This window comes from Metapseudomonas otitidis (assembly GCF_011397855.1).
In the GTDB taxonomy this organism is placed as follows: domain Bacteria; phylum Pseudomonadota; class Gammaproteobacteria; order Pseudomonadales; family Pseudomonadaceae; genus Metapseudomonas; species Metapseudomonas otitidis.
Genome location: NZ_AP022642.1, coordinates 5570683 through 5595933 on the forward strand (window position 1 = coordinate 5570683; position 25251 = coordinate 5595933).

A 25251-nucleotide genomic window follows, 5' to 3' on the forward strand; every position below is an offset into this window, starting at 1 on the left:
CCCCCGGTTAATCCAAGAATTAGCTTCTGCCTGCCCAAAAGGCCGGCAGTGAACATAGGCATCCGATTCTGGAAGCCTTTCCGCCCTGGAGCAAGCCATGCAAGACCTCGATACCGTCGAAACCCAGGAATGGCTGGACGCCCTGGAGTCCGTACTCGACAAAGAAGGTGAAGACCGCGCGCACTACCTGCTGACCCGCATGGGTGAGCTGGCCGCCCGCAGCGGCACCAAGCTGCCCTACTCCACGACTACGCCGTACCGCAACACCATCCCGGTCTCCCACGAAGCACGCATGCCGGGTGACCTGTTCATGGAGCGCCGCATTCGCTCCCTGGTGCGCTGGAACGCACTGGCGATGGTGATGCGTACCAACCTCGAAGACCCGGACCTGGGCGGCCACATCTCCAGCTTCGCCTCCTCGGCGACCCTCTACGACATCGGCTTCAACTACTTCTTCCAGGCTCCCACCGAGGAGCATGGCGGCGACCTGATCTTCTACCAGGGCCACGCCAGCCCCGGCATCTACGCCCGCGCCTTCATGGAAGGCCGCCTGAGCGAAGAACAGATGCAGAACTTCCGTCGCGAAGTCGACGGCAAGGGCCTCTCCTCCTACCCGCACCCGTGGCTGATGCCGGACTTCTGGCAGTTCCCCACCGTGTCCATGGGCCTCGGCCCCATCCAGGCGATCTACCAGGCCCGCTTCATGAAGTACCTGGAAGCCCGCGGCTTCATCCCCGCTGGCAAGCAGAAGGTCTGGTGCTTCATGGGCGACGGCGAGTGCGACGAGCCCGAATCCCTCGGCGCCATCTCCCTGGCCGGCCGCGAGAAGCTGGACAACCTGATCTTCGTCATCAACTGCAACCTGCAGCGCCTCGACGGCCCGGTTCGCGGCAACGGCAAGATCATCCAGGAACTCGAAGGCGTGTTCCGTGGCGCCCAGTGGAACGTCAACAAGGTTGTCTGGGGTCGCTTCTGGGACCCGCTGTTCGCCAAGGACAAGGACGGCTCCCTGCAGCGCCGCATGGACGAAGTGGTCGACGGCGAATACCAGAACTACAAGGCGAAGGACGGTGCGTACGTCCGCGAGAATTTCTTCAACAGCCCCGAACTCAAGGAAATGGTCCAGGACCTTTCCGACGACGAGATCTGGAAGCTGAACCGTGGCGGCCACGACCCGTACAAGGTCTACGCGGCCTACCACCAGGCTGTGAACCACACCGGCCAGCCCACCGTCATCCTCGCCAAGACCATCAAGGGCTATGGCACCGGTGCCGGCGAAGCGCAGAACACCGCCCACAACACCAAGAAGGTGGACGTGGACAGCCTGCGCCAGTTCCGCGACCGCTTCGACATCCCGGTCCGCGACGAAGACCTGGAAAAACTGCCCTTCGTACGCCCCGAGCCGGGCAGCGCCGAGCACAAGTACCTGCATGAGCGCCGTGCCGCCCTGGGTGGCTACGTGCCCCAGCGCCGTGCCAACAGCTTCAGCATCCCGACTCCGCCGCTGGATACCCTCAAGGCCATCCTCGACGGCACCGGCGACCGTGAAATCTCCACCACCATGGCCTTCGTGCGCATCCTCGCGCAGCTGGTCAAGGACAAGGAACTCGGCCAGCGCATCGTCCCCATCATCCCGGACGAAGCCCGTACCTTCGGTATGGAAGGCATGTTCCGCCAGCTGGGCATCTACTCCTCCGTCGGCCAGCTCTACGAGCCCGTCGATAAGGACCAGGTGATGTTCTACAAGGAGGACAAGAAGGGCCAGATCCTCGAAGAGGGCATCAACGAGGCGGGCGCCATGTCCTCGTTCATCGCGGCCGGTACCTCCTACAGCAACCACAACCAGCCGATGCTGCCGTTCTACATCTTCTATTCGATGTTCGGCTTCCAGCGCATCGGCGACCTGGCCTGGGCGGCCGGCGACAGCCGTGCCCGTGGCTTCCTGATCGGCGGCACCTCCGGCCGGACCACCCTCAACGGCGAAGGCCTGCAGCACGAGGACGGTCACAGCCACATCATGGCGGCCACCATCCCCAACTGCCGCACCTACGACCCCACCTACGGCTACGAGCTGGCGGTGATCGTGCGTGAAGGCATCCGCCAGATGACCGAAGAGCAGCAGAACGTCTTCTACTACATCACCGTGATGAACGAGGCCTACCAGCAGCCCGCGCTGCCCGAAGGCACCGAGGAAGGCATCATCAAGGGCATGTACCTCCTCGAAGAGGACAAGAAGGAAGCCGCGCACCACGTGCAGCTGCTGGGCTCCGGCACCATCCTGCGCGAAGTTCGCGAAGCCGCGAAGATCCTGCGTGACGAGTACAACGTCGCCGCCGACGTCTGGAGCGTCACCAGCTTCAACGAACTGCGTCGCGACGGCCTGGCCGTGGAGCGTCGCAACCGCCTGCACCCGGAGCAGAAGCCGCAGCAGACCTACGTCGAGCAGTGCCTGACCGGCCGCAAAGGCCCGGTCGTCGCCTCCACCGACTACATGAAGCTGTTCGCCGACCAGATCCGCCAGTGGGTCCCGAGCAAGGAGTACAAGGTGCTCGGCACCGACGGCTTCGGCCGCAGCGACAGCCGCAAGAAGCTGCGCCACTTCTTCGAAGTGGACCGCTACTGGGTTGTGCTGGCTGCCCTGGAGGCCCTGGCAGACCGTGGCGAGATCGAACCGCGCGTAGTGGCCGAGGCCATCGCCAAGTTCGGCATCGACCCCGAAAAACGTAACCCGCTGGACTGCTAAGGAGCGTAGCGATGAGTGAGTTGATTCGCGTACCCGACATCGGCAGCGGCGAAGGTGAAGTGATCGAACTGTTCGTCAAGGTCGGCGACCGCATCGAAGCCGACCAGAGCCTGCTGACCCTGGAGTCCGACAAGGCCTCCATGGAGATCCCCGCGCCCAAGGCCGGGGTGATCAAGAGCCTCAAGGTCAAGCTCGGCGACCGCCTCAAGGAAGGCGACGAACTGCTGGAACTGGAAGTCGAAGGTGCCGCCGCAGCCCCGGCTCCGGCTGCTGCCCCGGCCGCCAAGGCCGAGGAAAAGCCCGCTGCCGCACCGGCCCCGACAGCAGCCCCGGCTGCTTCGGGCGCCAGCGTGCAGGACGTTCACGTGCCGGACATCGGCACCAGCGGCAAGGTCAAGGTCATCGAAGTCATGGTCAAGGCCGGTGACACCGTAGAAGCCGACCAGTCGCTGATCACCCTGGAGTCCGACAAGGCCTCCATGGAGATCCCCTCCCCCGCCGCCGGCGTGGTGGAAAGCGTCATCGTCAAGCTGGACGACGAAGTCGGCACCGGCGACCTGATCATCAAGCTGAAGGTCTCGGGTGGCGCTGCTGCCCCGGCACCGGCCCAGGCCGCTGCACCTGCCGCCGCGCCGGCACCGGCTGCCGCCCCCGCAGCAGCACCGGCTGCCTCGGCCGCCAGCGTGCAGGACGTTCACGTGCCGGACATCGGCACCAGCGGCAAGGTCAAGGTCATCGAAGTCATGGTCAAGGCCGGCGACACCGTCGAAGCCGACCAGTCGCTGATCACCCTGGAATCCGACAAGGCCTCCATGGAGATCCCCTCCCCCGCCACCGGCGTGGTGGAAAGCGTCATCGTCAAGCTGGACGACGAAGTCGGCACCGGCGACCTGATCCTCAAGCTCAAGACCGCAGGCGCCGCCGCGGCTGCCGAGCCGGCCGCCCAGCAGCAACCGCTGCACCGCGTACCGGAAGGCGCCCACCCGGTGGCCGCCGCCGAGGTCTCGGCGATTGCCTCGCTGTCCGCCGCTGCCGCCAACACCACCGGCGTACCGGCCCGCTCCAGCGGTGCCAAGGTCCACGCCGGCCCGGCGGTTCGCCAGCTGGCCCGCGAGTTCGGCGTCGACCTGGCGGCCGTTCCGGCCACCGGCCCCCACGGTCGCGTACTGAAGGAAGACGTGCAGGCCTACGTGAAGTCGGTCATGCAGAAGGCCAAGGACGCCCCGGCAGCTGCTGCCGCGCCCACCGGCGGTGCCGGCATCCCGCCGATCCCCACCGTGGACTTCAGCAAGTTCGGTGAAATCGAAGAAGTGGCCATGACCCGCCTGATGCAGGTCGGTGCCGCCAACCTGCACCGCAGCTGGCTCAACGTGCCCCACGTCACCCAGTTCGACTCCGCCGACATCACCGAGCTGGAAGCTTTCCGCGTCGCCCAGAAAGCCGTGGCCGAGAAGGCGGGCGTCAAGCTCACCGTCCTGCCGCTGCTGCTCAAGGCCTGCGCCTACCTGCTCAAGGAACTGCCGGACTTCAACAGCTCCCTCGCCCCGAGCGGCAAGGCGCTGATCCGCAAGAAGTACGTGCACATCGGCTTTGCCGTGGACACCCCGGACGGCCTGCTGGTCCCGGTGATCCGCAATGTCGACCAGAAGAGCCTCCTGCAGCTCGCTGCCGAAGCCGCCGCCCTGGCCGAGAAAGCACGCACCAAGAAGCTCTCCGCCGACGACATGCAAGGCGCCTGCTTCACCATCTCCAGCCTCGGCCACATTGGCGGCACCGGCTTCACGCCGATCGTCAACGCGCCCGAAGTGGCGATCCTCGGCGTCTCCAAGGCCACCATGCAGCCGGTGTGGGACGGCAAGGCCTTCCAGCCTCGCCTGATGCTGCCGCTGTCGCTGTCCTACGACCACCGCGTGATCAACGGCGCCGCCGCCGCGCGCTTCACCAAGCGCCTCGGCGACGTGCTGGCAGACATCCGCACCATGCTGCTGTAACACCCTTTGCTTCATTGCGAGCACGTCAGGCTCGTACCTCAACCCCGCCGATTGGCGGGGTTTTTTTTGAGTGCGAAACAGAGGGGCAGACAACAACGACCCGCCGCGCAAATGCGCGGCAGGATGCAAGGCAAGGAAGAAGAAAAGAACGGGGGTGCCAAGGGCCGAGGAAGGCCCCGGAACTCAACCCTTCTGGACGTTGCGGATCAGGAAGCTCAGCGCCTTGGCCAGCTCGCCGGCGCCCTTCACGTCCCGCACGATGGTCAGCAGCGGCGCGTTGCTGCCCGGCGCATTGAAGGTGCAGCTGATGCCGCCACGCGGGCACTCGTAGCTGATGCTCGGATCGACGCCGAACACCGGCAGCAAACGGTTGTGCACCGCCACCCCGGTGCCATTGGCGGCGCGGGTTTCCTCGCGCAGCATCAGCTCCCCCGGGCGCGCCAGGCTGAGCTGATAGCGCAGGTCCCGGCGATCCGCCTGGCCAACCTGGTAGCCGGCGCTCAAGGCATAGGTGCTGAGCAGCGAATTGGCGTGTGCGAACAGCGCCTTGCGCTCATCGGAGGTCATGTACAGGCGCTTCAGCTCGGACAGGTAACGCGCCTGTTCCTCGCTGCTCAGGGCCGGTTGCGTCTCCGCCGCGCGCGCCCCAACGGAAAAAAGCAGCCCGCACAGCAACAAAGCCCCACCCAGTTGTCTTGTCAGCCCCATCAGCATGATGCACCCTTGCCCGACGCCAAATTTTAGAAGTGGGCCGAGGCCCGAACTCGGCCAGCATACTGGAACCCACCCGCCCGATGAAAAGCCATCCCGATGCCGCCAGCCGTACGGTGGCCGAGGTTGTGACGCAGTTGCCAGTCCCTTCGCGGCTTGGCCTCATGCGTTTCGAGCGGCTGAACGAAGCCAGTTGGGCGATGCTCTTCCTCGATGCCAGTTGCGAACGCCACATCGGCCTGCCCGCCACCGAACTCTGCGCCCTGGTGGGCTCGCCCTACGCCAGCCTGATGAGCCCCGAGTCGCGCTACCGGCTGCACGACGACATCCAGCAGCAACTGGTCTCCGGCGCCAACTACCAGGTGCACTACCCGCTTCACGGCCCCGACGGCGTGCTCCAGCTGCTGGAGATCGGCGAAGCCTTCCAGCAGCACGGCCGGCAGCTGCTGCGGGGCTACCTGCTGCTGGTGGACACCCCGGTGGAGGAATCCGACCACGCCCAGCAGATCCAGGAGCTGGAAGCCCAGAACGCCCGCCTCAAGAGTTCCCTGGAGCTGTACCAGCGCTCCCAGGAAGACCACCTGCAGCACCTCATCCGCTCCCGCGCCCAGCAAAGCCTCATCGTCCGCCTGGCCCGCCACCGCTACAGCGCGGGTGACCCGGCGCAGGAAGCCGCGCGGCTGATCACCCAGGCCGCCTGCGAAGCCTACGAAGTAGCCCGCGCCTCCCTGTGGATGCTCGAAGACACCACCCTGCGCCCGGTCAGCCGCTACCTGCGCGACCAGGGGCACCACGAGCTGCCGCCGGTGATCGACGTCAGCCGTTTCCCGCGCTACCTGGAGGCCCTGCACAGCGGCCGCGCCATCGACGCCCACAGCGCCCAGCGTGACCCCCGCACCAGCGAGCTGCAGGAGGAATACCTCAAGCCCTCCGGCGTCGTCGCCCTGCTCGACGCCAGCGTGCGCATCGGCGGTGAAGTGGTCGGCGTGCTGTGCCTGGAGCACACCGGCGCACCCCGTGTCTGGCAAAGCGACGAGATCGCCTTCGCCGGCGAACTGGCCGACCAGTTCGCCCAGGTGCTGGTCAACCAGCAGCGCCTCGACGCCACCACCGCCCTGCACCTGTTCCAGCGCGCGGTCGAACAGAGCGCCAGCGCCTTCCTGCTGGTGGACCGCGACGGCCTGGTGGAATACGTCAACCCCAGCTTCACCGCCATCACCCAGTACAGCGCCGACGAAGTCCATGGCCGCCGCCTCTCCGACCTGCCCGCCCTGGAGAACCTCAGCGACCTGCTGTTCGATGCCCGCTCCAGCCTCAGCACCTGCAACAGCTGGCAGGGCGAGTTCCGCAGCCGCCGCAAGAACCTCGAGCCCTACTGGGGCCAGTTGTCCATCTCCAAGGTTTTCGGCGAGAACGGCGAGCTGACGCACTACATCGGCATCTACGAAGACATCACCCACAACAAGCTGGCCCAGCAGCGCATCGAGAAGCTGGCCTACACCGACAACCTCACCGGCCTCGGCAACCGTCCCTACTTCATCCGCAGCCTCGAAGAGCGCTTCCGCCACGAACAGGAGTCGCCCCTCTGCCTGCTGCTGGTGGACATCGACAACTTCAAGCGGATCAACGACAGCCTCGGCCACCAGACCGGCGACAAGCTCCTGGTCAGCCTCGCCCGGCGCCTGCGCAACACCCTGAGCCCCGGCGACATCCTCGCCCGCTTCGCCAGCAACGAATTCGCCGTGCTGCTCGACGGCGCCGACCTGGAGACCGGCCAGAAGACCGCCGGCCAGATCCTCCGCACCCTGGACAAACCCCTGTTCGTCGACAATCAGCTGATCAGCGTCACCGGCTCCCTCGGCCTCGCCTGCGCCCCCCAGCACGGGCGTGACCCGCAGACCCTGATGAAGCACGCCGGCCTCGCCCTGCACAAGGCCAAGGCCAACGGCAAGCACCAGCTGCAGCTGTTCACCGAGACCCTCAACGCCGAGGCCAGCTACAAGCTCTTCGTCGAGAACAACCTGCGCCGCGCCCTGGCGCAGAACGAACTGGAAGTCTTCTACCAGCCCAAGCTGTGCCTGCGCAGCGGCCAACTGCTCGGCATGGAAGCGCTGCTGCGCTGGCAGCATCCCGAGCGCGGCATGATCCGCCCGGACCAGTTCATCAGCGTCGCCGAAGAGACCGGGATGATCATCCCCATCGGCAAATGGGTGATCCGCGAAGCCTGCCGCATGAGCCGCCGCCTCAGCGCCGCCGGCCTCGGCCAGGTGCAGGTCGCCATCAACCTCTCGCCCAAGCAGTTCAGCGACCCCGACCTGGTGGGCTCCATCGCCGCCATCCTCCAAGAAGAGGAACTGCCCCCCGCGCTGCTGGAACTGGAGCTGACCGAAGGCCTGTTGCTGGAGGCCACCGACGACACCCGCCTGCAGCTCAACCGCCTCAAGGCACTCGGGCTCACCCTGGCGATGGACGACTTCGGCACCGGTTACTCCTCCCTGAGCTACCTGAAGAAGTTCCCCATCGACGTCATCAAGATCGACCGCAGCTTCATCAACGACATCCCCGACAACTCCGACGACATGGAAATCACCGCCGCCGTGATCGCCATGGCCCACAAGCTCAAGCTCAAGGTGGTCGCCGAAGGCATCGAAACCGCCGCGCAGCTGGGCTTCCTGCGCCGCCAGCGCTGCGACGTCGGCCAGGGCTACCTGTTCGACAAGCCCATTCCCGGCGCCCAGCTCATCGAGAGCCTGCACCGCTACCCCTGCCGCACGGCTCACTGACGCCGCTGTAACATCAGGCCCCGAAGCGGGTCTATCGACCAGCCCCATCCTCAGGAGAACGCCATGGTCCTGCGCTCACAGATCCTCGCCCACAAGATCGAACTGCCCACCGCCGCCCAGGCGCTGCCCGGCCGTGAGACCCCGATGCCGGTGCCCGAAGCTCATTACGTCAACGGCCACCCGCTGCAAGCGCCCTTCCCCGCCGGGCTGGAACAGGCCGTATTCGGCCTCGGCTGCTTCTGGGGCGCCGAGCGGCGCTTCTGGCAACAGGAAGGGGTCTGGAGCACCGCCGTCGGCTACGCCGGAGGCCACACCCCCAACCCCACCTATGACGAAGTCTGCTCCGGCCTCACCGGGCACACCGAAGTGGTGCTGGTGGTGTTCGACCCGCGTGTGATCAGCTACGAACGGCTGCTCGCAGTGTTCTGGGAAGCCCACAACCCCACCCAGGGTATGCGCCAGGGCAACGACATCGGCACCCAGTACCGCTCCGCGATCTACTGCACCAGCGACGCCCAACTCCAGGCCGCCCGTGCCAGCGAAGCGCGCTTCCAGGCCGAACTGGACAAGGCCGGCTACGGCGCCATCACCACCGAGATCGCCGAAGCACCGGCCTTCTACTACGCCGAGGCCTACCACCAGCAATACCTGGCCAAGAACCCCAACGGCTACTGCGGGCTGGGCGGCACCGGCGTCTGCCTGCCGGCCTGACCCCGAGTGCTGATCGCACCCTGAGCGCCGCAGCGGCAACGCCATCGGCGCTGCGGAAGTCTGCTAGCCCTCGGCGATCAGCCAGTCCAACCGCCAGTCGCCCTGGCTCTGGGCCAGTTCATCGGCCAGCCAGGGCAGCACCTCGCGCAGCTCCTCCTCCAGGCCCCACGGCGGGTTGGCGATGGCCAGCCCCGAACCGTTCAGGCCGATGCTGTTGTCCGTCGGGTGCACCATCAGCTCCGCCCGCAGCAGCTTGGGCGCGCCGGACGCCGACAGCCCCTGGTAGAAGCGCTTCAGCTGGCGCTCGTCCTTGATCGGGTACCAGATCGCCACCACCGTCTGGCGCATCCGGCCAATCGCCTCCTTCAGCGCCGTCACGCAGCGCTCCAGGTCATCGGCCTGTTCGAACGGCGGATCGATCAGCATCAGCGCGCGCTTCTCCGCTGCCGGCAGCAGCGCCCGCGGCAGATGCCAGCCATCACCGAGGCGCACCGTCACCCGGCGATCACCGGCCATGTTCTCCTTCAGCGCCTGGCCGTCTTCCGGGTGCATCTCGTTCAGCACCAGGCGGTCGTGGGGGCGCATCAGCCGGCGCGCCACCTCCGGCGAGCCCGGGTAGTAGCGCAGCGTACCCGACGGGTTCAGCGCGGCCACGGTGCCCAGGTAGTCCGCCATCGGAGCCGGCAGGTCGTCGCGGCCCCATAGCCGGCCGATACCCTCCTCCCATTCGCCGGTGCGGCTGGCCTGGTCGCCGGCCAGGTCATAGAGGCCGACCCCGGCATGGCTGTCCAGGTAGGCGAAGGGGGCGTCCTTGCGCGACAGCAGGGCGATCATCCGGGCCAGGGCCAGGTGTTTGAGCACGTCGGCGTGGTTGCCGGCGTGGAAGGCGTGACGGTAGTTCATGGCATGGTTTCCTCGCGAGGCGCGCAGTTTACCAGCCGCGACCCAGGCCGGGTTTGGCCGCTGCATCACCCTCATGGATGTTGCTAGGCGGCCTTCATTCACCAATCTAGACTCCGGGCATTCCACCGGAGACCGACCATGTCCGAGACCCTGCTCAGCTCCCGCAACCTGGCCTTCGAACTCTATGAAGTGCTCGATGCCGAAGCCCTGACCCAGCGCCCGCGCTTCGCCGACCACAACCGCGAGACCTTCGACGCCGCCCTCGCCACCGCGCGCGGCATTGCCGAAGAACTCTTCGCCCCGCACAACCGCAAGAACGACGAGCACGAACCGCAGTACGTCGACGGCGCCGCCCAGTTGATCCCCGAGGTCAAGCCCGCGCTGGAAGCCTTCATCGAAGCCGGCTTCCTCAACGCCACCCGCGACTTCGAGGTCGGCGGCATGCAGCTGCCCAACCTGCTGTCCCAGGCCTGCTTCGCCCACTTCCAATCCGCCAACGCCGGCACCGCGTCCTACGCCATGCTCACCATGGGCGCCAGCAACCTGATCGAAAGCTTCGGCAGCGAAGAGCAGAAGGCCCGCTTCCTCGCCCCCATGATCGAAGGCCGCTACTTCGGCACCATGGCGCTCACCGAGCCCCACGCCGGCTCCTCCCTGTCGGACATCCGCACCCGCGCCGAACCCCAGGCCGACGGCACCTACCGCCTCAAGGGCAACAAGATCTTCATCTCCGGCGGCGACCAGCCGATCTCCGAGAACATCGTGCACATGGTCCTGGCCAAGCTGCCGGACGCCCCGCCCGGCGTGAAAGGCATCAGCCTGTTCATCGTCCCCAAGTTCCTGGTCAACGACGACGGCAGCCTCGGCAAGCGCAACGACGTCATCCTCGCCGGCCTGTTCCACAAGATGGGCTGGCGCGGCACCACCTCCACCGCGCTCAACTTCGGCGACAACGGTGAATGCATCGGCTACCTGGTGGGCAAGCCCCACCACGGCCTGTCCTACATGTTCCAGATGATGAACGAGGCCCGCATCGGCGTCGGCATGGGCGCCATCATGCTCGGCTACGCCGGCTACCTGTACTCACTGGACTACGCCCGCAACCGGCCCCAGGGCCGCCATGCCGACGGCAAGGACCCGAGCAGCCCGCAGATCCCGATCATCCAGCACACCGACGTACGCCGCCTGCTGCTCACCCAGAAGGCCTACGTCGAAGGCGCCTTCGACCTCGGCCTGTATGCCGCGCGCCTGTTCGACGACACCCAGACCCTCGCCGACGACAGCGCCCGCCAGCAGGCCCACGAACTGCTCGACCTGCTCACCCCCATCGTCAAGTCCTGGCCCTCCGAGTTCTGCCTCAAGGCCAACGAACTGGCCATCCAGGTCCTCGGCGGCCACGGCTACACCCGCGAATACCCGGTGGAGCAGTACTACCGCGACAACCGCCTCAACCCCATCCACGAAGGCACCCACGGCATCCAGTCCCTCGACCTGCTCGGGCGCAAGCTGGCGCAGAACAACGGCGCCGGCCTGAAGCAGCTCAACCGCCTGATGAACGAGACCTGCCAGCGCGCCGCCGCCCACAACGAACTGGACGCCCTGCGCCAACCGCTGGAGCAACTGCTCACCCGCCTCTCCAGCGTCACCCTCGCCCTGCTCGGCGACCTGATGCAGGGCAAGGTCGCCCAGGCCCTGGCCAACTCCGCGCTCTACCTCAACAGCTTCGGCCACGCCGTCATCGGCTGGCGCTGGCTGGAACAGGCCATCCGCGCGCAGGAAGGCCTGGCCAACGGCAACGCCGCCGACACCGAGTTCTACAAAGGCAAACTGCAGGCCGCCCGCTTCTTCCTCACCTGGGAAGTGCCCGGCGTCCACCACGCCCTGGCCATCCTCGAAGCCCGCGACGACACCTGCCTGGGCATGCAAACCGACTGGTTCTGAGTCCAACCGGACCTTTCACGCCCCGCGCACATGCGGGGCTTTTTTATGGCTCGCGGTCAGTCTTCAGCCTTCAACAGCACATACGCCTCACCGCCAGCCCGGTCATGGGCGAGGATGAAAACCTGGCCACCCAGCGTGATCTTCGCAGGCGAGGTTTGTGCAACCGGCGTACCGGACAAATCACGAGCTGCGTCCAGCAATTGCCGGGTAAGGCTCTCGTCCCGCTGCGAAGGCGTGGTCACGACGCACTCCTTCCCTGCCTGGATCTGAACGCCCAGGCTCTTGTCCGCCTTGAAGCCGGCCATCATGAAGCCCATATCGCCCACCTCAACGCCCACCGCCTTGGCGGCAGTCGCTGCCCGGGAAAAGTCGGGCGCAGTCTTCAGGCAGATTTCACGGAACGCCTGAATAGCGGCAGAGGGTGTGTCATTGGAAGTAACCGGAGGAATTACCGGGCCTTGATTGGAACAGGCAGCCACCAGAGCGAAGGCTGCGATAAGAAAAGTACGCTTCATATTCTTTATACCCATTGAATTCAGCCTTAAGCCCCTACCACAAAACCATCTACTCAGACTTGCCCTCAAAATAAATCAAGAGACTTGGCTTACGACTAGATAGCTCTTCCTCCAGCCTAGGAATGAGCAGGGAAGCGGAATAGTCGTTGCATTTCACTAGCAACTTACCCGCAACCTCTGAAATATAGAAATTGTGGTAAAAGGCATTTGCTACCTCACTCGCAATACGCCTAACCACCTCAAGAGCTTCCTGATCAAAACCTTCCACCACAACATACCCCCCAATTGGCGGTATGAACATTGCATTTGTGAGATCAAGCTCCTCTATCGGCGCTCCACAATTGGTGCAATTTAAATGATCTGTAGACTCTCTCAGGCAGCTATAGCACTGATATAGCTTCGCAGTTCTTTTCACTTCCCCTCAACCTCGAACAAATAAAAGCGCACACCACAACCCAATAGAAAAACCACACCACCACATAAAATATTGACAACAACCAATACAACAACAAGCCAACCAGAAAAATATAATCTACAGCCTGCCAAAGCCCTTACAACCCAAAAAACAAAAAACCTCACACAGCATGCAACCGCGTTACCACATAGCTAGCAGAAGAGCAGGGAAAACTCAAAACAAGAAGAATAAAAATGACTAGACCATTAACTCAGCAAACCACTGCTGAATCCTAATAGTAATCGAGCCAATCGCTAGATTTTATCCCTCTCTTACTGATAAATTCCTGATACTTGGCCCTATGCCGCTCTGCGCTGCCCTCAATAGCGATTGGAACAAAGCCACCCCCTCTCTCTTCCACCGACATTGAAATCACTTTGACTACTCTCTGCACGCCACTTGTCATAACGCCACAAACTCTAGCTCGGTGAAATATAAAGCTATTACCTCCTCCCAATGGCAAAATCCGCTCCAATACCGAAAAAATTATTTCTGGCTCAGACATTTCTATTCTCTGAGAGCTCTCGCAATTTTCAACCTGCTCGGCCTGATCAACCTGAACAAGATATAGCTTAAAATCAATTATTATCAGCCACCCAGTTACTACAACAGAACCGCCTGCCGTCATATTTATCCCTTAATAGTCCACCAGTGAAAAACAATCCTCCAACCCCATACTTTAACAGAAGACTCTAAATGATCCGGCCACCATACGAATACTTCCAATCCCCACAACTAACTTAGGCATAGAAATCTACTTGAGCAGAATTCTACCTAACACCTCGTAGACAAGAAAAAATCCTGACCCTATTTTCAAAAACGGCAGGCACTAAAATTGACCACCTACTCCGGCTTACCCTCAAAACAAATTACGATATCTGGCCTACACCCACGCAGTTCATCTTCCAATCTAGGTATCAGCTTAGCGGCAGCAATCTCGTTGCACTCTATTACTAGAGCGCCATCCACTTTAAAAGTAGAGAAATTCTGATAGAAGCGATTCGTCACCTCATCTATCACACGGCTCACAGCACCCAGCTCTTCCTGATTAATGTCATTGATTACCACAACACCCCAAACAGGCGGGATCACCATCGCCCCTGAAAGATCCAACTTCCTGATTAAAACTCCACAATTCGTGCATGTTACTGGATCTTTAGACCCCATCAGGCAGCTATGGCACTCATATAAGCGCGTTGTTTTTTCCATTAACCTTTTCCACCTCTAATCAGAATAGGGGCAACTGCAGAAGACTAGAGCATAGGTCACACCGAGCTCGAGCGTCCGACCTAGGTAATGCTGTTTTTGCTATCGATCCAGCGGAGGTACATTGATATTTTCTGCCGAAGACAGCAGAGCTCTGCTTTGGATCAAGGAAGCGTTAACAGTCAAATCATATTGGTGGCAAGAACACTTTAACGAGCAAGCGACCTGAACCACTTTGGTCAGTTTTTAACTAAAAATCAGCAGTACCTAAAACCAACCAAGAGCGCGAGCACTTGATAAGCAATAATTAACCTTTGCCCCATACTTCGACTTAACTCACGAAAAACCTTGGCTCCACCACTGTAAACTTCACATCATCGCCATTGAAATAAATTTTAGCTTTATAGGCGCATGAGAATCTTAGTCGCACCATCCAAGAAATACTTGCTTAGCCCCATCTAAAATCAGGCTCTATTGAATACCGAACCCCAGCAGAACCAAGAATATCTTTAACTCGTAAAACATCAACTGCTTGACCGGAAAACACTACAAAACGCCCCCCTTTAAGAGCCTTTCTAGCCTCCAAAAAATTTAAGCCTGACACTTCAGCAACAGCTCTTATATGAGCCACGCTCTTAAAACCCCCATCACAGAGGACATAATATTCTTGTTCATCAACCCTGATTTCTGGAATCTGCGTAGTAACCAATGACCAGTCACAATTGACACACTTTAAACCTTGAGCACTTCCCTGATTAAAAGCCTCTAAGCGTCCGCCGCACACCTCACATGCAAGAGAAGACATTTTTTCCATTATGGTCTCCTAGGACTGAATACCTTGAACTTACCTTGCTTCAAAAAATCTGGCGTATTTACAGTGGAGATCTTTTATCTAATGATGCGCGCGGCGCAACCACCATCTGCCCATCACCATAAGCCCAAACTAGGTTGGCAGGCGCCTCAACCGGAACGCCCATTTTATTGGCCAAATTCTGAGCAAAGCCGCTATCACAAGCGTCTGATGAACGAGACTTGCCAGCGCGCCGCCGCCCACAGCGAACTGGACGCCCTGCGCCAACCGCTCGAGCAACTGCTCGCCCGCCTCTCCAGCGTCACCCTCGCCCTGCTCGGCGACCTGATGCAGGGCAAGGTCGCCCAGGCCCTGGCCAACTCAGCGCTCTACCTCAACAGCTTCGGCCACGCCGTCATCGGCTGGCGCTGGCTGGAACAGGCCATCCGCGCGCAGGAAGGCCTGGCCAACGGCAACCCCGCCGACACCGAGTTCTACAAAGGCAAACTGCAGGCCGCCCGCTTCTTTCTCACCTGGGAAGTGCCCGGCGTCCACCACGCCCTGGCCATCCTCGAAGCCCGCGACGACACCTGCCTGGGCATGCAAGCCGACTGGTTCTGAGTCCAACCGGACCTTTCACGCCCCGCGCACATGCGGGGCTTTTTTATGGCTCGCGGTCAGTCTTCAGCCTTCAACAGCACATACGCCTCACCGCCTGCCCGGTCGTGGGCAAGGATGAAAACCTGGCCATCCAGCGTGATCTTCGCAGGCGAGGTTTGCGCAACCGGCGTACCGGACAAATCACGAGCCGCGTCCAGCAATTGCCGGGTAAGGCTCTCGTCCCGCTGCGAAGGCGTGGTCACGACGCACTCCTTCCCTGCCTGGATCTGAACGCCCAAGCTCTTGTCCGCATTGAAGCCCGCCATCATGAAGCCCATATCGCCCACCTCAACGCCAACCGCCTTGGCGGCAGTCGCTGCCCGGGAAAAATCCGGCGCAGTCTTCAGGCAGATTTCACGGAACGCCTGAATAGCGGCAGAGGGTGTGTCATAGGAAGTAACCGGAGGAATTACCGGGCCTTGATTGGAACAGGCAGCCACCAGAGCGAAGGCTGCGATAAGAAAAGTACGCTTCATATTCTTTATACCCATTGAACTCAGCCTTAAGCCCATACCACAAAACCATCTACTCAGACTTGCCCTCAAAATAAATCAAGAGACTTGGCTTACGACTAGATAGCTCTTCTTCCAGCCTAGGAATGAGCAGGGAAGCGGAATAATTGTTGCATTTCACCAGCAATTTACCCGCAACCTCAGAAATATAGAAGTTGTGGTAAAAGGCACTTGTTACCTCGCTCGTTATGCGCCTAACAACCTCAAGAACTTCCTGATCAGAGCTTTCCACCACTACATACCCCCAAACGGGCGGTATGAACATCGCTTTTGAAATATCAATCTCCTGTATCAAAACCCCACAATGGGTACATCTTACTGGGTCTGTAGACTCCATAAGACAACTGTGACAATCATACAAATTTTTAGATTTTTTCAATTTTTTTCACCCCGAATAAAAATAGGAATCACAGGACTATATTTATCTCGACCCCACATAATCCTTAGCGAGAGAAGATCCTCCACCTCTACCTTAAGACCATTCTGCGGATCGAACATTTTCACCCCCCCGTTATTTGGAAGAACCTCAGCATGTATCACATGCTCCAACTGGTCTGCACGCGGGCCAAAAAATAGTGCGTACTGCCCAACAGGAGCGCCTTCCGCAAATGGCGACAACCTCACCGGAGCCATATCCGACTTCGAAACCCTATGAAGAATTTCGACCGCTTCTGGCAATTGCAATCCCCGAGAAGGGTGAACTGATGCGTATATACGCTCAACATCATCAGCGGATAGAAATTCACCTGCGGCTCCATTAAGGCGCTCTGTCATATAGGATGCAACACATGCTATGCAGTTCTCACCCTTAGCTGAGGGGTTCCAGCGAGTAGTCTTCGGATCGCTCAGAGAGCTGCCAATGTGGCTCGTCTCTCCCGCTGTCCCGCTAGCCCCTCTGGAGCCCGACAACCCAGCTTCAGCATCTGCAACACCAGCAAGCACGCCAGCACCGCTAGCCTTCACACTCCCTGCTTTAAATGCATCCTTGGCAAACGCCGATAGCGCCTTGGCACCGCCCCCCACAGGCACAAAATTAGCAGCGAGTTCAGTGTCTCGGGTCCACTCTATCTGTTGGGCAGTCCAGCTATCACCTTGCAGCCAATACAAATAGGCTTCTGCATTTATCGCTTGGTTATGCTCAAAATAACTATCAATCGCAGCGCCTGGCTCTTTGGCAATCGCTGCGATGCCGTTAAGCGCAGCATTCCCTCCTTGCCCCCCCATGACACTTAGGCCGAAGTTGAAAGCTCCCTCGACCGTGTTACCCACGCCATCGTTGAATCCTTTAAGAGCTCCCAGCGTCGAAGAAAGCGGAGACAAACCCTGACTGTAGTTCAGGTATTTCTTGTAGAACTCTCGCTGAGCCGTAACTTCGTCATTGAAGCTCCAATACGAGGTATACCCCAGATATTCCCGATTTATCGACGGATCAAGATATTCAGACGTCCGGGACGAACTGTATCCCTTCAGCAAATCCAGTGTTTCTCTCGCACTGTATTTCTGGATCGGAACTTCCTGCCCGGGAACGTCCGATCCGCTACCGAGAACGGGGACGTCATATCGGGCCGCTAACGGGGCAAGTGCAATAGCCAGGTGTTTGAGCGTCTTGGCATCAAAGAGGCTGTCGCCCTTGCTTGAAATGAGATCGTGCCAATCCTTGTCCACGTAGAATGCGAGCGCCAACGCCATGGATCGCGCGGCCTCGTCTTCTGTCACACCGGTTTCTTCCGCAAGCTTTTTGGCCTGCTCCTTGATGCGCTGAACTTCTTCCGGGTGGAGTTGACGGTTGTAGCGCTCCACGCCAGCGGCGGTGCCGCCTGCCACGGCTTTGCCAGTAATATCTCCTCCACCCGCAACGACTCCCATCGAGGCCGCGAGCACCGTCGAGATCGCGTCACGGTCTTCCTTGCTACCGGAGTAACCGCTGTTTTTCAGCGCGTCCTCTATGGCCGGCATGACGGCTGCGGACAGCCCAGCGCCCAGGGCCCCACTCTGCGGACTTCCCCCCGCTAAGCCCTGCAGTGCGCCGGCAGCGGCGTGCAACGCGACACGAGCCGGCCCGCCCTCTCCCCAGGCGGCCTTGACGGCGGGATCCGTCGCGTTTCTGGCCTGATCGTCCGCGTAGTCGCCGATGCGCTTGAAGGTATCGGCCGCCGTCGTATTGGCAACGATGCCGATTGACGTGGAAGTGCCCGTACCGCCCAGGCCGGCAGCGACCAGGCCGGTGGCGATATCGGCGATCCAGCGGTTTTCACCGCCCACGTTCCACTTTTTCGCTTCCGTCAGTGCAATCTCGGCCGCGTCGGAGTCTTCCTTGGATTGGGTCTGCTTGGCTCGAGCTATCTTCTCGTCGGCGTCCTTCTGCTTGGACTGCGCAATCACGCTGACGACGCTCTGCCCCAGTGCAACGGTGCTCTGGATGAGCTCCATGCGGGTGCGCATGGCCTTCTCATCAGGGCGGTCCAGTCCCTGGTTCGCGCTCGCCGTGTCACGGCTCAAACCGGCCAGGTCCTGAGCACCTTCCGGGTTGCGGACGATGATGGTGCCTTCGCTGACGGCGCTGCGCGTCCAGCTCTTGTCCGACTCGGACAGCGCGAGCGGTAGACCGCCGCCGACGCCGGAATCAGCAAGGACGGTTTCACCACCCTTTGTCTTGCCGCCGGAGCTGTACGAGACACTGACGCTGGCCGACTGGCTCTTGATTTCGCTGCGGTTGCGAATGTCGCTGTGTTCGAGACGGTCAGTGCTCAGGCGGTTCTTGTCAGCGGTCGCCTCACTGGCGATCACGCTACCGTCGAGGCGCGTGGTGCCCTCCACGTTGACGTTGTAGCCACCCTGCCCGGCATACAGGCCGCTCTGCTCGTTGACGGCCTTGTAGTTCATCTCCGTCTTGGCGCCGCCGATGCTGGCGGAACCGCTCACCGTGGCGCCGTAGCAGAACGGCGGCACGCAGATGCTGGCGCCAAAACCGCCGTTCTTCTGGGTCTGCTTGCTGTCGCTCTGGTCTTGCCGGGAGGCGATATTCAGATCCCCGCCGACGACGGCCTGGATCTTGTCCGCGCGAACCTGCGCCCCTGCCAGAGTGGTGTCCTTGCCGCTGACCATCGACAGCGTGCCGGTATCCAGGTGGCTGTTCACCTGGGTCACGTCATGGCCCTTGCCCTGGGCCTTGGCGACCGAGGCGCCAAGGTCGAGCGTGAAGCCGTTCTGCTGTCCGATGTTGAAGCTGGCACCCACGCTGGTGCGATTGGTGGTGTCCTTGTTGTTCCAGTCGCTACGGTTCTGCGCGCTTTCAAGGATGATGTCGCGCTTGGCCAGCAACTCAGTCTCTGCTGCCTTGAGGTTGCTACCAATGACGTGGATGTTGCCCTGGCTGGTTTCAGCGTTGCCGTTTGCAACGATGCTCAGGGTTCCGCCCGCGTTCAGGTTCGACTGCTTGGCCTGCTCGCTGGTGTACTCGCTGGTGGCCTTCTTGTTGGTCAGCGCCACTTCGGTGCCGATCTTGATGAGCGAACCGCTGCTGTTGGCCGGTTTGCCCTCGGAGATGTTCGCTGCCGCGCTGCTCCCCGTCTGGGCCAGCGAAGTAGCGGACATGACAGCCTGAGCAGTTTTCACCGCACGCAGGCGGTCATCGTCGGTATCCCGTGCATCCTTGACGTTGTTGTAGATGCTCTTGGCCGTATCGACGATCTGGCCACCGACCACACGCCCCACTGCAAGGCTGCGAGACGAATCCTTGCTGCTTTGGCTCGCAGTTTCCTTGCCTGCGGCAATCTCCACATCGGAGCCGGTGAGGCTGAGGTTCTTGGCGCTGACGATGTCGCTGGCCACGACACCCAGCTCACGGCCGGCACTGAGCTTAACGCTGCCTTCGCTGGAGCCGATCGTGCTGCCTGTCAGAGTGGTTTCCTGGGCTTTGCTGCTGCCTTTGCCACTGCTCATGGAAAGGTGCAGATCGCCCGTGATGTCATCCAGCCCCAGCTTGTTGGCGGTCAGAATGCCAGTCAGGTCACGGCTCTTGGACTTGTAGCTCGCCTCGCGCTCGAAGGTATTGGTCGCCGCATCGATCGTCAGATCGCGCACAGCCGCGAGTTCGGTGCCCTGGGTGCTGACAACGCTGGAGCCGGTGACGGTGACGTCCCTGCCGGACTGAACGGAAACCTGGTTGCCGGAGATGAGGCTGCCAACGGCCTGAGTACTCGTCTCATTGACCTTGCTCTGCATCTTGCTGGACTTGAAGCCGCCCCAGCTCTTCTTGCTGGAACTGCGCTCATGACGGCTTTGGGTGAGGTCCGATACCACATCGATCTCAACGTCCTCACCCGCCAGAAGGCTCACCTTTGCCTTGCTGGACTCAACGGTGCTGCCCAGCACCTTCAGGTCGTTCTTGGCAACGAGCGCGACGTCGTTCTCAGCGCTGACGATGGCCCCAATGTTGGTGACGGTAGTCGTCTCGTCGAGACTCGACTTCTTGCTGCTCCGGGACTTCTTCTGCTGCTCGCGGAAGGAGTACTGGCTGTTCTCGGCCGCCTGCAGCTCCAGGTTGTTACCGGCGTAGAGGTATGCCTCCGCGCCCGAATCAAGCTGGCTGGCCGTCACGGTCACATCATTGCCAGCCACCAGATTGAGGTTCTTGCCCGCTTCAATTAGCGAGGCTTGCTGCTGGACCTGGCGATCCTCGGTGGTGATGCGCTTGGAACTGCGCCGGTAGCGGTATTCCTGGGAGTGCTCGTTCGCTGCCGAAGTGACGCGCACATCATTGCCGGCCGCGAGGTCAACGCTTCCCTCCGCCCTGACTCGGCTGGCCTGCACCTGCATATCGTGGGTAGCGGTGGCATCCAGATCCCCCCCCACCTGCACATCACTCCCATGCTGGGTGGTGCTGGTGGTGCTCCAGAAATGGCGCTTGTCCTGGCGCATGCTGCCGTTTTCCTCGGCAGCAGAGGCGATGACCAGGTCGTTGCCGGCCTTCAGGGTGGCGTTGCCGCCGGCCTTGAGGCTGCCGCCGATGTTCTGGATGTCCTTCCCGGCGGTGAGGCTCAGGCTGTTGCCGGCCTCGAAGCCGGCCGCCTTGTCCACCACGCTGGTGAGCTGGCTGAAGTTCCTGCCGCTGCGGGACTCCTGGCTGATGGTGCGCTCGTTGATGATGTCGTCGGTGAGGGCGATGGCGCTGACGTCCTTGCCGTTGATGAGGCCGCCACGGGCATTGCGGATGCTGTCGGTGGCGAGCAGGGACAGGCGCTCGCCGGCCTGCATCAGGCCGCTGTTGCTGACGTTGAGGGCCGAGGCCTGGAGGTTGTTGCTGGCCCGCAGGGTGCCGCTGTTGGTGAGGGTGGTGCCGCTGATCAGCGCCACGTCGCGGCCCTGGATCAGCGCGCCGCTCGGGGCCAGGCGGTCCTTGGCCTGGGCCAGGTAGAGCACCGGTACCAGCACCTTCTGCCCACTGACCTCCTGCTCCTCCATCCACACGATGTCGTGGGTCAGCGCGGCGACCTGCTCTGCGCTCAGGGCGATGCCCGGGGCGAGGTTGAGGCGCTCCTTGCTGGCGAGGGCGTTGTCCATCAGGTACTTGAACTGGGCCTCGTCGGAGGCCAGCCCATCCAGGAAGCGCTTGCCGGTACGGGCGATGACCGCCTCCCGGAGCAGGCGCTGCTCATACAGGCCGTCCCCCAGGCGACGCTGGGTCTCGTCCGGCTTGAAGCCCAGGCGGTCCAGCAGGTAGCTGGAATTGATGAAGCCCGACAGGCTGGCGAATACCGGGTTGGTTTCGATCAGGTAGGGGTGGCCGGGGTCGGTGTTGACCCGGAACAACCCGTTCTGCCCCTGGGGCAGGCTGAAGCCGGGCAAGGCGACGGGGTTGATGGCCTGCTGCTGAGCGTCGGGGGCCAGTTGGGCATTCAGCCGGACCACCAACGGCTGGCTGGAATCGGAAACCTGGCTGTCCAGGCTGCGGCTCGCGCCGGCCTGGGGGGCCTGGCCGGTGATGACGGCATCGTTGGTGAGCGGCTGGGTCGCCTGGATGCTCACATTGCCGCCCGCCTGGATGATGGCCGGCGCAGCGGAGCCGGTCGGCGTGCGGGTTTCGATGTCGCTCACCAGATTCCAGGCGTACAGCGCGCCGGGCATCTCCTTGGGCATCGGACGGGCGTTGTAGGGGTCGATGTAGTTCCCGCGGAAACGCTCGTCGGTACCGTCCGTGACGCGCCCGGTGTTGAAGCGGCGCGTGCGTTCGATGGTGCCGCTGGCCGCGCCGGTGTTGTCCAGGCTGGTGGCCACGATGGCGACGTTGCCGGTGGCGCTGAGGCTGCTGTACAGGTTGCTGACCGCACCGCCCTGGATGTCCAGGTTGCCGCCCGAGTTGATCCGGCCGGCAGCGGAATCGCTGGCGACGATGGTCTTGAAGCGTTCGGTGGCCACGTAGTCGACGTTGTGGTGGTCACCGCTGCAGTCGTAGCAGACCACGCTGATGTAGCCGTAGGTGAGCTCACGCCCCTCGACGAAGGTCTCTTTGCGGTTGCTCAGCACGGCGGCCCGCAGGCTCATGTCGCCCGAGCTTTCCAGGGAGCCGGAGATGTTCTCCAGCAGCGCGGCGCGTGCCCCGGCATCATCCCTCGCAACGCTCAGGCTCCCCAGGCTGTAGAGGTCCCCCAGCAGGTTGGTCAGGCTGCCGGTGCGCAGCACCATGTCCGCGCCGCTGAACACCAGGCCGCGCTCGTTGCGCAGGCTGTCGCTCTCGATGCGCAGGGCCTTGGCCGCGCCGAGGGTGCCGCGGTTGTCCACGCTGCCGGCCTTGAGCAGCAGGTCGCCGGCGGCGCTGAGCTGGCCGGCGCTGGTGAGTGCGCCGCCCAGGCGGAAGTCGCCGTTGCCGCCGCTGCGCAGTTGGGCGCCGCTGCCCAGTTCGGCGCTGGCGGCGCTGACGGTCATGTCGCCCTGGCTCTTGAGGCTGCCGTTGCCCTGGTAGCGGCCGCTGAGGGCGAGCTGGAGCTTGCCCTGGGTTTCGATCAGGCCGTCGTTGGTCCAGTCGGTGCCGCTGGCGGTGATGTCGTCGATGGACACCAGTTGCCCGGTGGCCGTCTGGGTGAAGCGGCCAACCTTGAGGTCGATGCGCTGGGCCTGCAGCAGGCTGCTGTTGGTCCAGTCGGCTACGTCGAGGCTGAGGGTGCCGTTGGTGAGGAAGCGGCCGCCGGCCTGGCCGGCGTCGGCCAGGTTGAGGCCGAAGCCCTGGTTGCCGACGTGGCGCAGGGTGCCGCCCTGGTTGCTGAGCTGGGTGCTGCTGAGGCGGAAGGCGGCGTTGCCGATTTCCACCAGGCCGTTGTCGTTGTCGAAGCGGCCGCCAAGGCGGAAGACGCTTTCGCCGCTGCTGCCCAGGGCGCGCAGTTTGCCGTTGGCGTTGCGGGCGTCGTTGAGGTCGAGGCTGAGGGTCTGCGCGGCTTCCACCAGGCCGCCGCTGTTGTCGAGCAGGCCGCCGAGGGTGAGGTCGATGGTGTCGGCGCCGAGGCTGCCGCTGTGGTTGCGCAGGCTGTCGGCGTTCACCGTGAGGCTGTGCTTGGCCTGGATCTGGCCGTTGTCGTTGAGCAGTTCGCCGCGGGTGAGGCTGAGGTTGCCCTGGGTGGCGGTGATGTGGCCTTGGCTGTTGTCGAGGCGGGTGCGGGTGGTGAGGTCGACGCTGTCGCCCTGGAGGCGGCCTGCCGTGTTGTCGAGGGTGTCGCTGCGGGCGGTGAGGGTGCCGTTCTGGGCGATGAGGCGCCCTTGCTGGTTGCGCAGGTCCTGGGCGTCGACGGTCAGAGCGCCCTGGCCGGTGAGGAGTTTGCCGTTGCGGTTGTCGAGGGTGTTGGCGGTGGCCTTGAGTTCGCCGCTGTCGGCCTGGACGGTGCCGTTCTGGTTGTCCAGGGCGGCGGTGTCGAGGGTGAGGCCGTCGGCTTTGGAGAGGATGAGGCCGTCCTGGCGGTTGTCGAGGCGGTCGCGGGCGGTGACGGTGAGGGCTTTGTTGGACGCGACGGTGCCGCCGCGGTTGTCCAGCGTCTGGCCGTCGAGGGTCAGGTCCTGCCGGCCGATGAGTTGGCCGCCCTGGCGGTTGTCGAGGGTGCTGGCCTTGATCCGGGCGCTGCCGCTGGCGACCAGTTCGGCGCTCTGGTTGTCGAGGGTGGCGAGGTCGGTGGTGAGGCTGCCCTGGGCGTTTACGGTGCCACGGTTGCGCAGGGTGCCGCCCTGGATGTCGAGGACGCTGGCGGGGTTGTCGGTGTTGGCGCTGCCGTCGCTGCGTACGCCGGCTTCGAGGCGGCCGGGGTTGTCGATGTGGGTGGCGTTGAGGCGCAGGTCGCCGCCGGCGGCGAGGCGTTCCTGGTTGTCGAGGGTGCCGGTGGTGAGGCGGGCGTTGCCGCTGGCGTAGGTGCTGCGGGTGAGTTCGATGTCGGTGGCGTTGGCGGTGAGGTTGCCGCTGGCGGCGGTGCGCGCGAGGGTCAGCTTGCCGTTGGCGTCGATCTGGATGTCGCCGCCGCTGGCGGCCATGTCGCCGGCCAGTTTGACGCCGACGCCCTGTTCGGTGCCGACGAGGCGGATGGCGCCGGCGTACATGCCGCCCAGGGCGCTGCTGTCGATGGCCAGTTGGGGTTTGTCGGTGCCGTCGTCGGCCTTGGCGGTGGCGGCGAGGGTGGTGGCGTCGACGTCGTTGCGGCCGGTGACCATTGCCAGTTGCCGGGCGTGCAGTTCGGCGTTGATCTGGGCGCTGCGGGTGATCAGTTCGAACTGGTCGACGTTGCCGGCGTTGAGCCCCTGCCCTTCGATGCGGATCTGTCCGCCGTCGACGTCGTAGCGTTTGAGGGTGCCGTTCTCGACCACGGGGGCGCCGGTGCTGAGGGTGGCGCGGGGGGTGTTGATGAAGCCGCAGCCGTCGCAGGTGATGCCGTGGGGGTTGGCGACGATGACGTGGGCGCCCTGCCCGGCCACTTCGGTGTAGCCCTTGAGCTGGCTGGGGTTGGTGCCGGTGACTTCGTTGAGGATGACGCCGGCGGCACGCCCGTTGAGGTTGGGGTTGCCGAGGATGTAGCCGCCCAGCTGGGTGCTTTGCAGTTTGTTGGTGGCGTTGTTGAGGATGAGCCCCTGTTCGCCGACGTTGTAGTCGCTGAATTTGTTGTGCGACAGGCCGTTGCCGTTGGGCGTGGCGATGTTGACCACGGGTACGCCGTTGGCGGCGGCGCCAATACTGGTGTTGCCGCCGGCGGCGGCGTCCACGGCGAGGTCGGCGGCGGTGCTGACGATGGGGTTGAGGAACATGACGCCGATGAGCACGGTGGCGATGTTCTGGAAGAAGGGGCTGCGAACGTCCATGAGG

Annotated in this window: 12 protein-coding genes and 1 pseudogene; 6 read left to right on the forward strand and 7 right to left on the reverse strand. The window is 62.7% G+C overall.

Translation table 11 applies throughout. From position 1 onward, the window contains the following. Window positions 1–97 precede the first annotated feature (97 nt). On the forward strand, window positions 98–2743 hold the full coding sequence (aceE, locus tag PotMrB4_RS25850) for a pyruvate dehydrogenase (acetyl-transferring), homodimeric type (RefSeq protein ID WP_044400963.1): 2646 nt from the start codon (window positions 98–100) through the stop codon (window positions 2741–2743). A gap of 11 nt (window positions 2744–2754) precedes the next feature. Then, window positions 2755–4734, forward strand: coding sequence for a dihydrolipoyllysine-residue acetyltransferase (gene aceF, locus PotMrB4_RS25855; RefSeq protein ID WP_172434830.1), 1980 nt, complete (start codon window positions 2755–2757; stop codon window positions 4732–4734). Window positions 4735–4917: 183 nt separating this feature from the next. On the opposite strand, the gene PotMrB4_RS25860 is transcribed toward aceF, so the two are convergent. Next, window positions 4918–5448, reverse strand: a complete 531-nt coding sequence (locus tag PotMrB4_RS25860) for a hypothetical protein (protein WP_107328978.1) — start codon at window positions 5446–5448, stop codon at window positions 4918–4920. Window positions 5449–5528: 80 nt separating this feature from the next. On the opposite strand from PotMrB4_RS25860, the gene PotMrB4_RS25865 reads away from it, so the two are divergent. Next, window positions 5529–8228 carry a putative bifunctional diguanylate cyclase/phosphodiesterase gene (locus PotMrB4_RS25865; protein ID WP_172434831.1) on the forward strand — a complete coding sequence of 900 codons (2700 nt, stop codon included), beginning with the start codon at window positions 5529–5531 and terminating at the stop codon, window positions 8226–8228. A 63-nt stretch (window positions 8229–8291) separates the two neighbouring features. Further along, the gene (gene msrA, locus PotMrB4_RS25870) at window positions 8292–8939 is read left to right on the forward strand and encodes a peptide-methionine (S)-S-oxide reductase MsrA (protein WP_044400952.1); all 648 of its coding nucleotides are present in this window, start codon (window positions 8292–8294) and stop codon (window positions 8937–8939) included. A gap of 63 nt (window positions 8940–9002) precedes the next feature. On the opposite strand, the gene PotMrB4_RS25875 is transcribed toward msrA, so the two are convergent. Beyond that, on the reverse strand, window positions 9003–9842 hold the full coding sequence (locus PotMrB4_RS25875; RefSeq protein WP_172434832.1) for a 23S rRNA (adenine(2030)-N(6))-methyltransferase RlmJ: 840 nt from the start codon (window positions 9840–9842) through the stop codon (window positions 9003–9005). A gap of 138 nt (window positions 9843–9980) precedes the next feature. On the opposite strand from PotMrB4_RS25875, the gene PotMrB4_RS25880 reads away from it, so the two are divergent. Continuing rightward, window positions 9981–11783, forward strand: a complete 1803-nt coding sequence (locus PotMrB4_RS25880) for an acyl-CoA dehydrogenase (RefSeq protein ID WP_172434833.1) — start codon at window positions 9981–9983, stop codon at window positions 11781–11783. A 56-nt stretch (window positions 11784–11839) separates the two neighbouring features. On the opposite strand, the gene PotMrB4_RS25885 is transcribed toward PotMrB4_RS25880, so the two are convergent. The 3 genes from PotMrB4_RS25885 to PotMrB4_RS25895 all read right to left on the reverse strand — a co-directional run bounded on the left by PotMrB4_RS25885 (window position 11840) and on the right by PotMrB4_RS25895 (window position 14772). Beyond that, entirely contained in the window at window positions 11840–12298 is a 459-nt protein-coding gene (locus PotMrB4_RS25885) for a hypothetical protein (protein WP_172434834.1), read from the reverse strand. A 1297-nt stretch (window positions 12299–13595) separates the two neighbouring features. Beyond that, the gene (locus PotMrB4_RS25890) at window positions 13596–13961 is read right to left on the reverse strand and encodes a hypothetical protein (RefSeq protein ID WP_172434835.1); all 366 of its coding nucleotides are present in this window, start codon (window positions 13959–13961) and stop codon (window positions 13596–13598) included. Window positions 13962–14406: 445 nt separating this feature from the next. Further along, entirely contained in the window at window positions 14407–14772 is a 366-nt protein-coding gene (locus PotMrB4_RS25895; RefSeq protein ID WP_172434836.1) for a hypothetical protein, read from the reverse strand. A 219-nt stretch (window positions 14773–14991) separates the two neighbouring features. Here PotMrB4_RS25895 and PotMrB4_RS25900 point away from each other — a divergent pair. Beyond that, window positions 14992–15369: pseudogene (locus PotMrB4_RS25900) on the forward strand (acyl-CoA dehydrogenase C-terminal domain-containing protein); the annotation flags it as partial. 56 nt (window positions 15370–15425) lie between these two features. Here PotMrB4_RS25900 and PotMrB4_RS25905 read toward each other — a convergent pair. Further along, window positions 15426–15884 (reverse strand): hypothetical protein, encoded by a 459-nt coding sequence (locus PotMrB4_RS25905; RefSeq protein ID WP_172434837.1) that lies wholly within the window; start codon window positions 15882–15884, stop codon window positions 15426–15428. Between the two features lie 411 nt (window positions 15885–16295). After that, on the reverse strand, window positions 16296–25247 hold the full coding sequence (locus tag PotMrB4_RS25910) for a hemagglutinin repeat-containing protein (protein WP_172434838.1): 8952 nt from the start codon (window positions 25245–25247) through the stop codon (window positions 16296–16298). Between the last annotated feature and the right edge of the window lie 4 nt (window positions 25248–25251).

Excerpts from the sequence above, each read along its gene's own strand:
- aceE (WP_044400963.1), top strand. The coding sequence starts at position 98 with ATGCAAGACCTCGATACCGTCGAAACCCAGGAATGGCTGGACGCCCTG.
- aceF (WP_172434830.1), top strand. The coding sequence starts at position 2,755 with ATGAGTGAGTTGATTCGCGTACCCGACATCGGCAGCGGCGAAGGTGAA.
- PotMrB4_RS25860 (WP_107328978.1), bottom strand. The coding sequence starts at position 5,448 with ATGCTGATGGGGCTGACAAGACAACTGGGTGGGGCTTTGTTGCTGTGC.
- PotMrB4_RS25865 (WP_172434831.1), top strand. The coding sequence starts at position 5,529 with ATGAAAAGCCATCCCGATGCCGCCAGCCGTACGGTGGCCGAGGTTGTG.
- msrA (WP_044400952.1), top strand. The coding sequence starts at position 8,292 with ATGGTCCTGCGCTCACAGATCCTCGCCCACAAGATCGAACTGCCCACC.
- PotMrB4_RS25875 (WP_172434832.1), bottom strand. The coding sequence starts at position 9,842 with ATGAACTACCGTCACGCCTTCCACGCCGGCAACCACGCCGACGTGCTC.
- PotMrB4_RS25880 (WP_172434833.1), top strand. The coding sequence starts at position 9,981 with ATGTCCGAGACCCTGCTCAGCTCCCGCAACCTGGCCTTCGAACTCTAT.
- PotMrB4_RS25885 (WP_172434834.1), bottom strand. The coding sequence starts at position 12,298 with ATGAAGCGTACTTTTCTTATCGCAGCCTTCGCTCTGGTGGCTGCCTGT.
- PotMrB4_RS25890 (WP_172434835.1), bottom strand. The coding sequence starts at position 13,961 with ATGGAAAAAACAACGCGCTTATATGAGTGCCATAGCTGCCTGATGGGG.
- PotMrB4_RS25895 (WP_172434836.1), bottom strand. The coding sequence starts at position 14,772 with ATGGAAAAAATGTCTTCTCTTGCATGTGAGGTGTGCGGCGGACGCTTA.
- PotMrB4_RS25905 (WP_172434837.1), bottom strand. The coding sequence starts at position 15,884 with ATGAAGCGTACTTTTCTTATCGCAGCCTTCGCTCTGGTGGCTGCCTGT.
- PotMrB4_RS25910 (WP_172434838.1), bottom strand. The coding sequence starts at position 25,247 with ATGGACGTTCGCAGCCCCTTCTTCCAGAACATCGCCACCGTGCTCATC.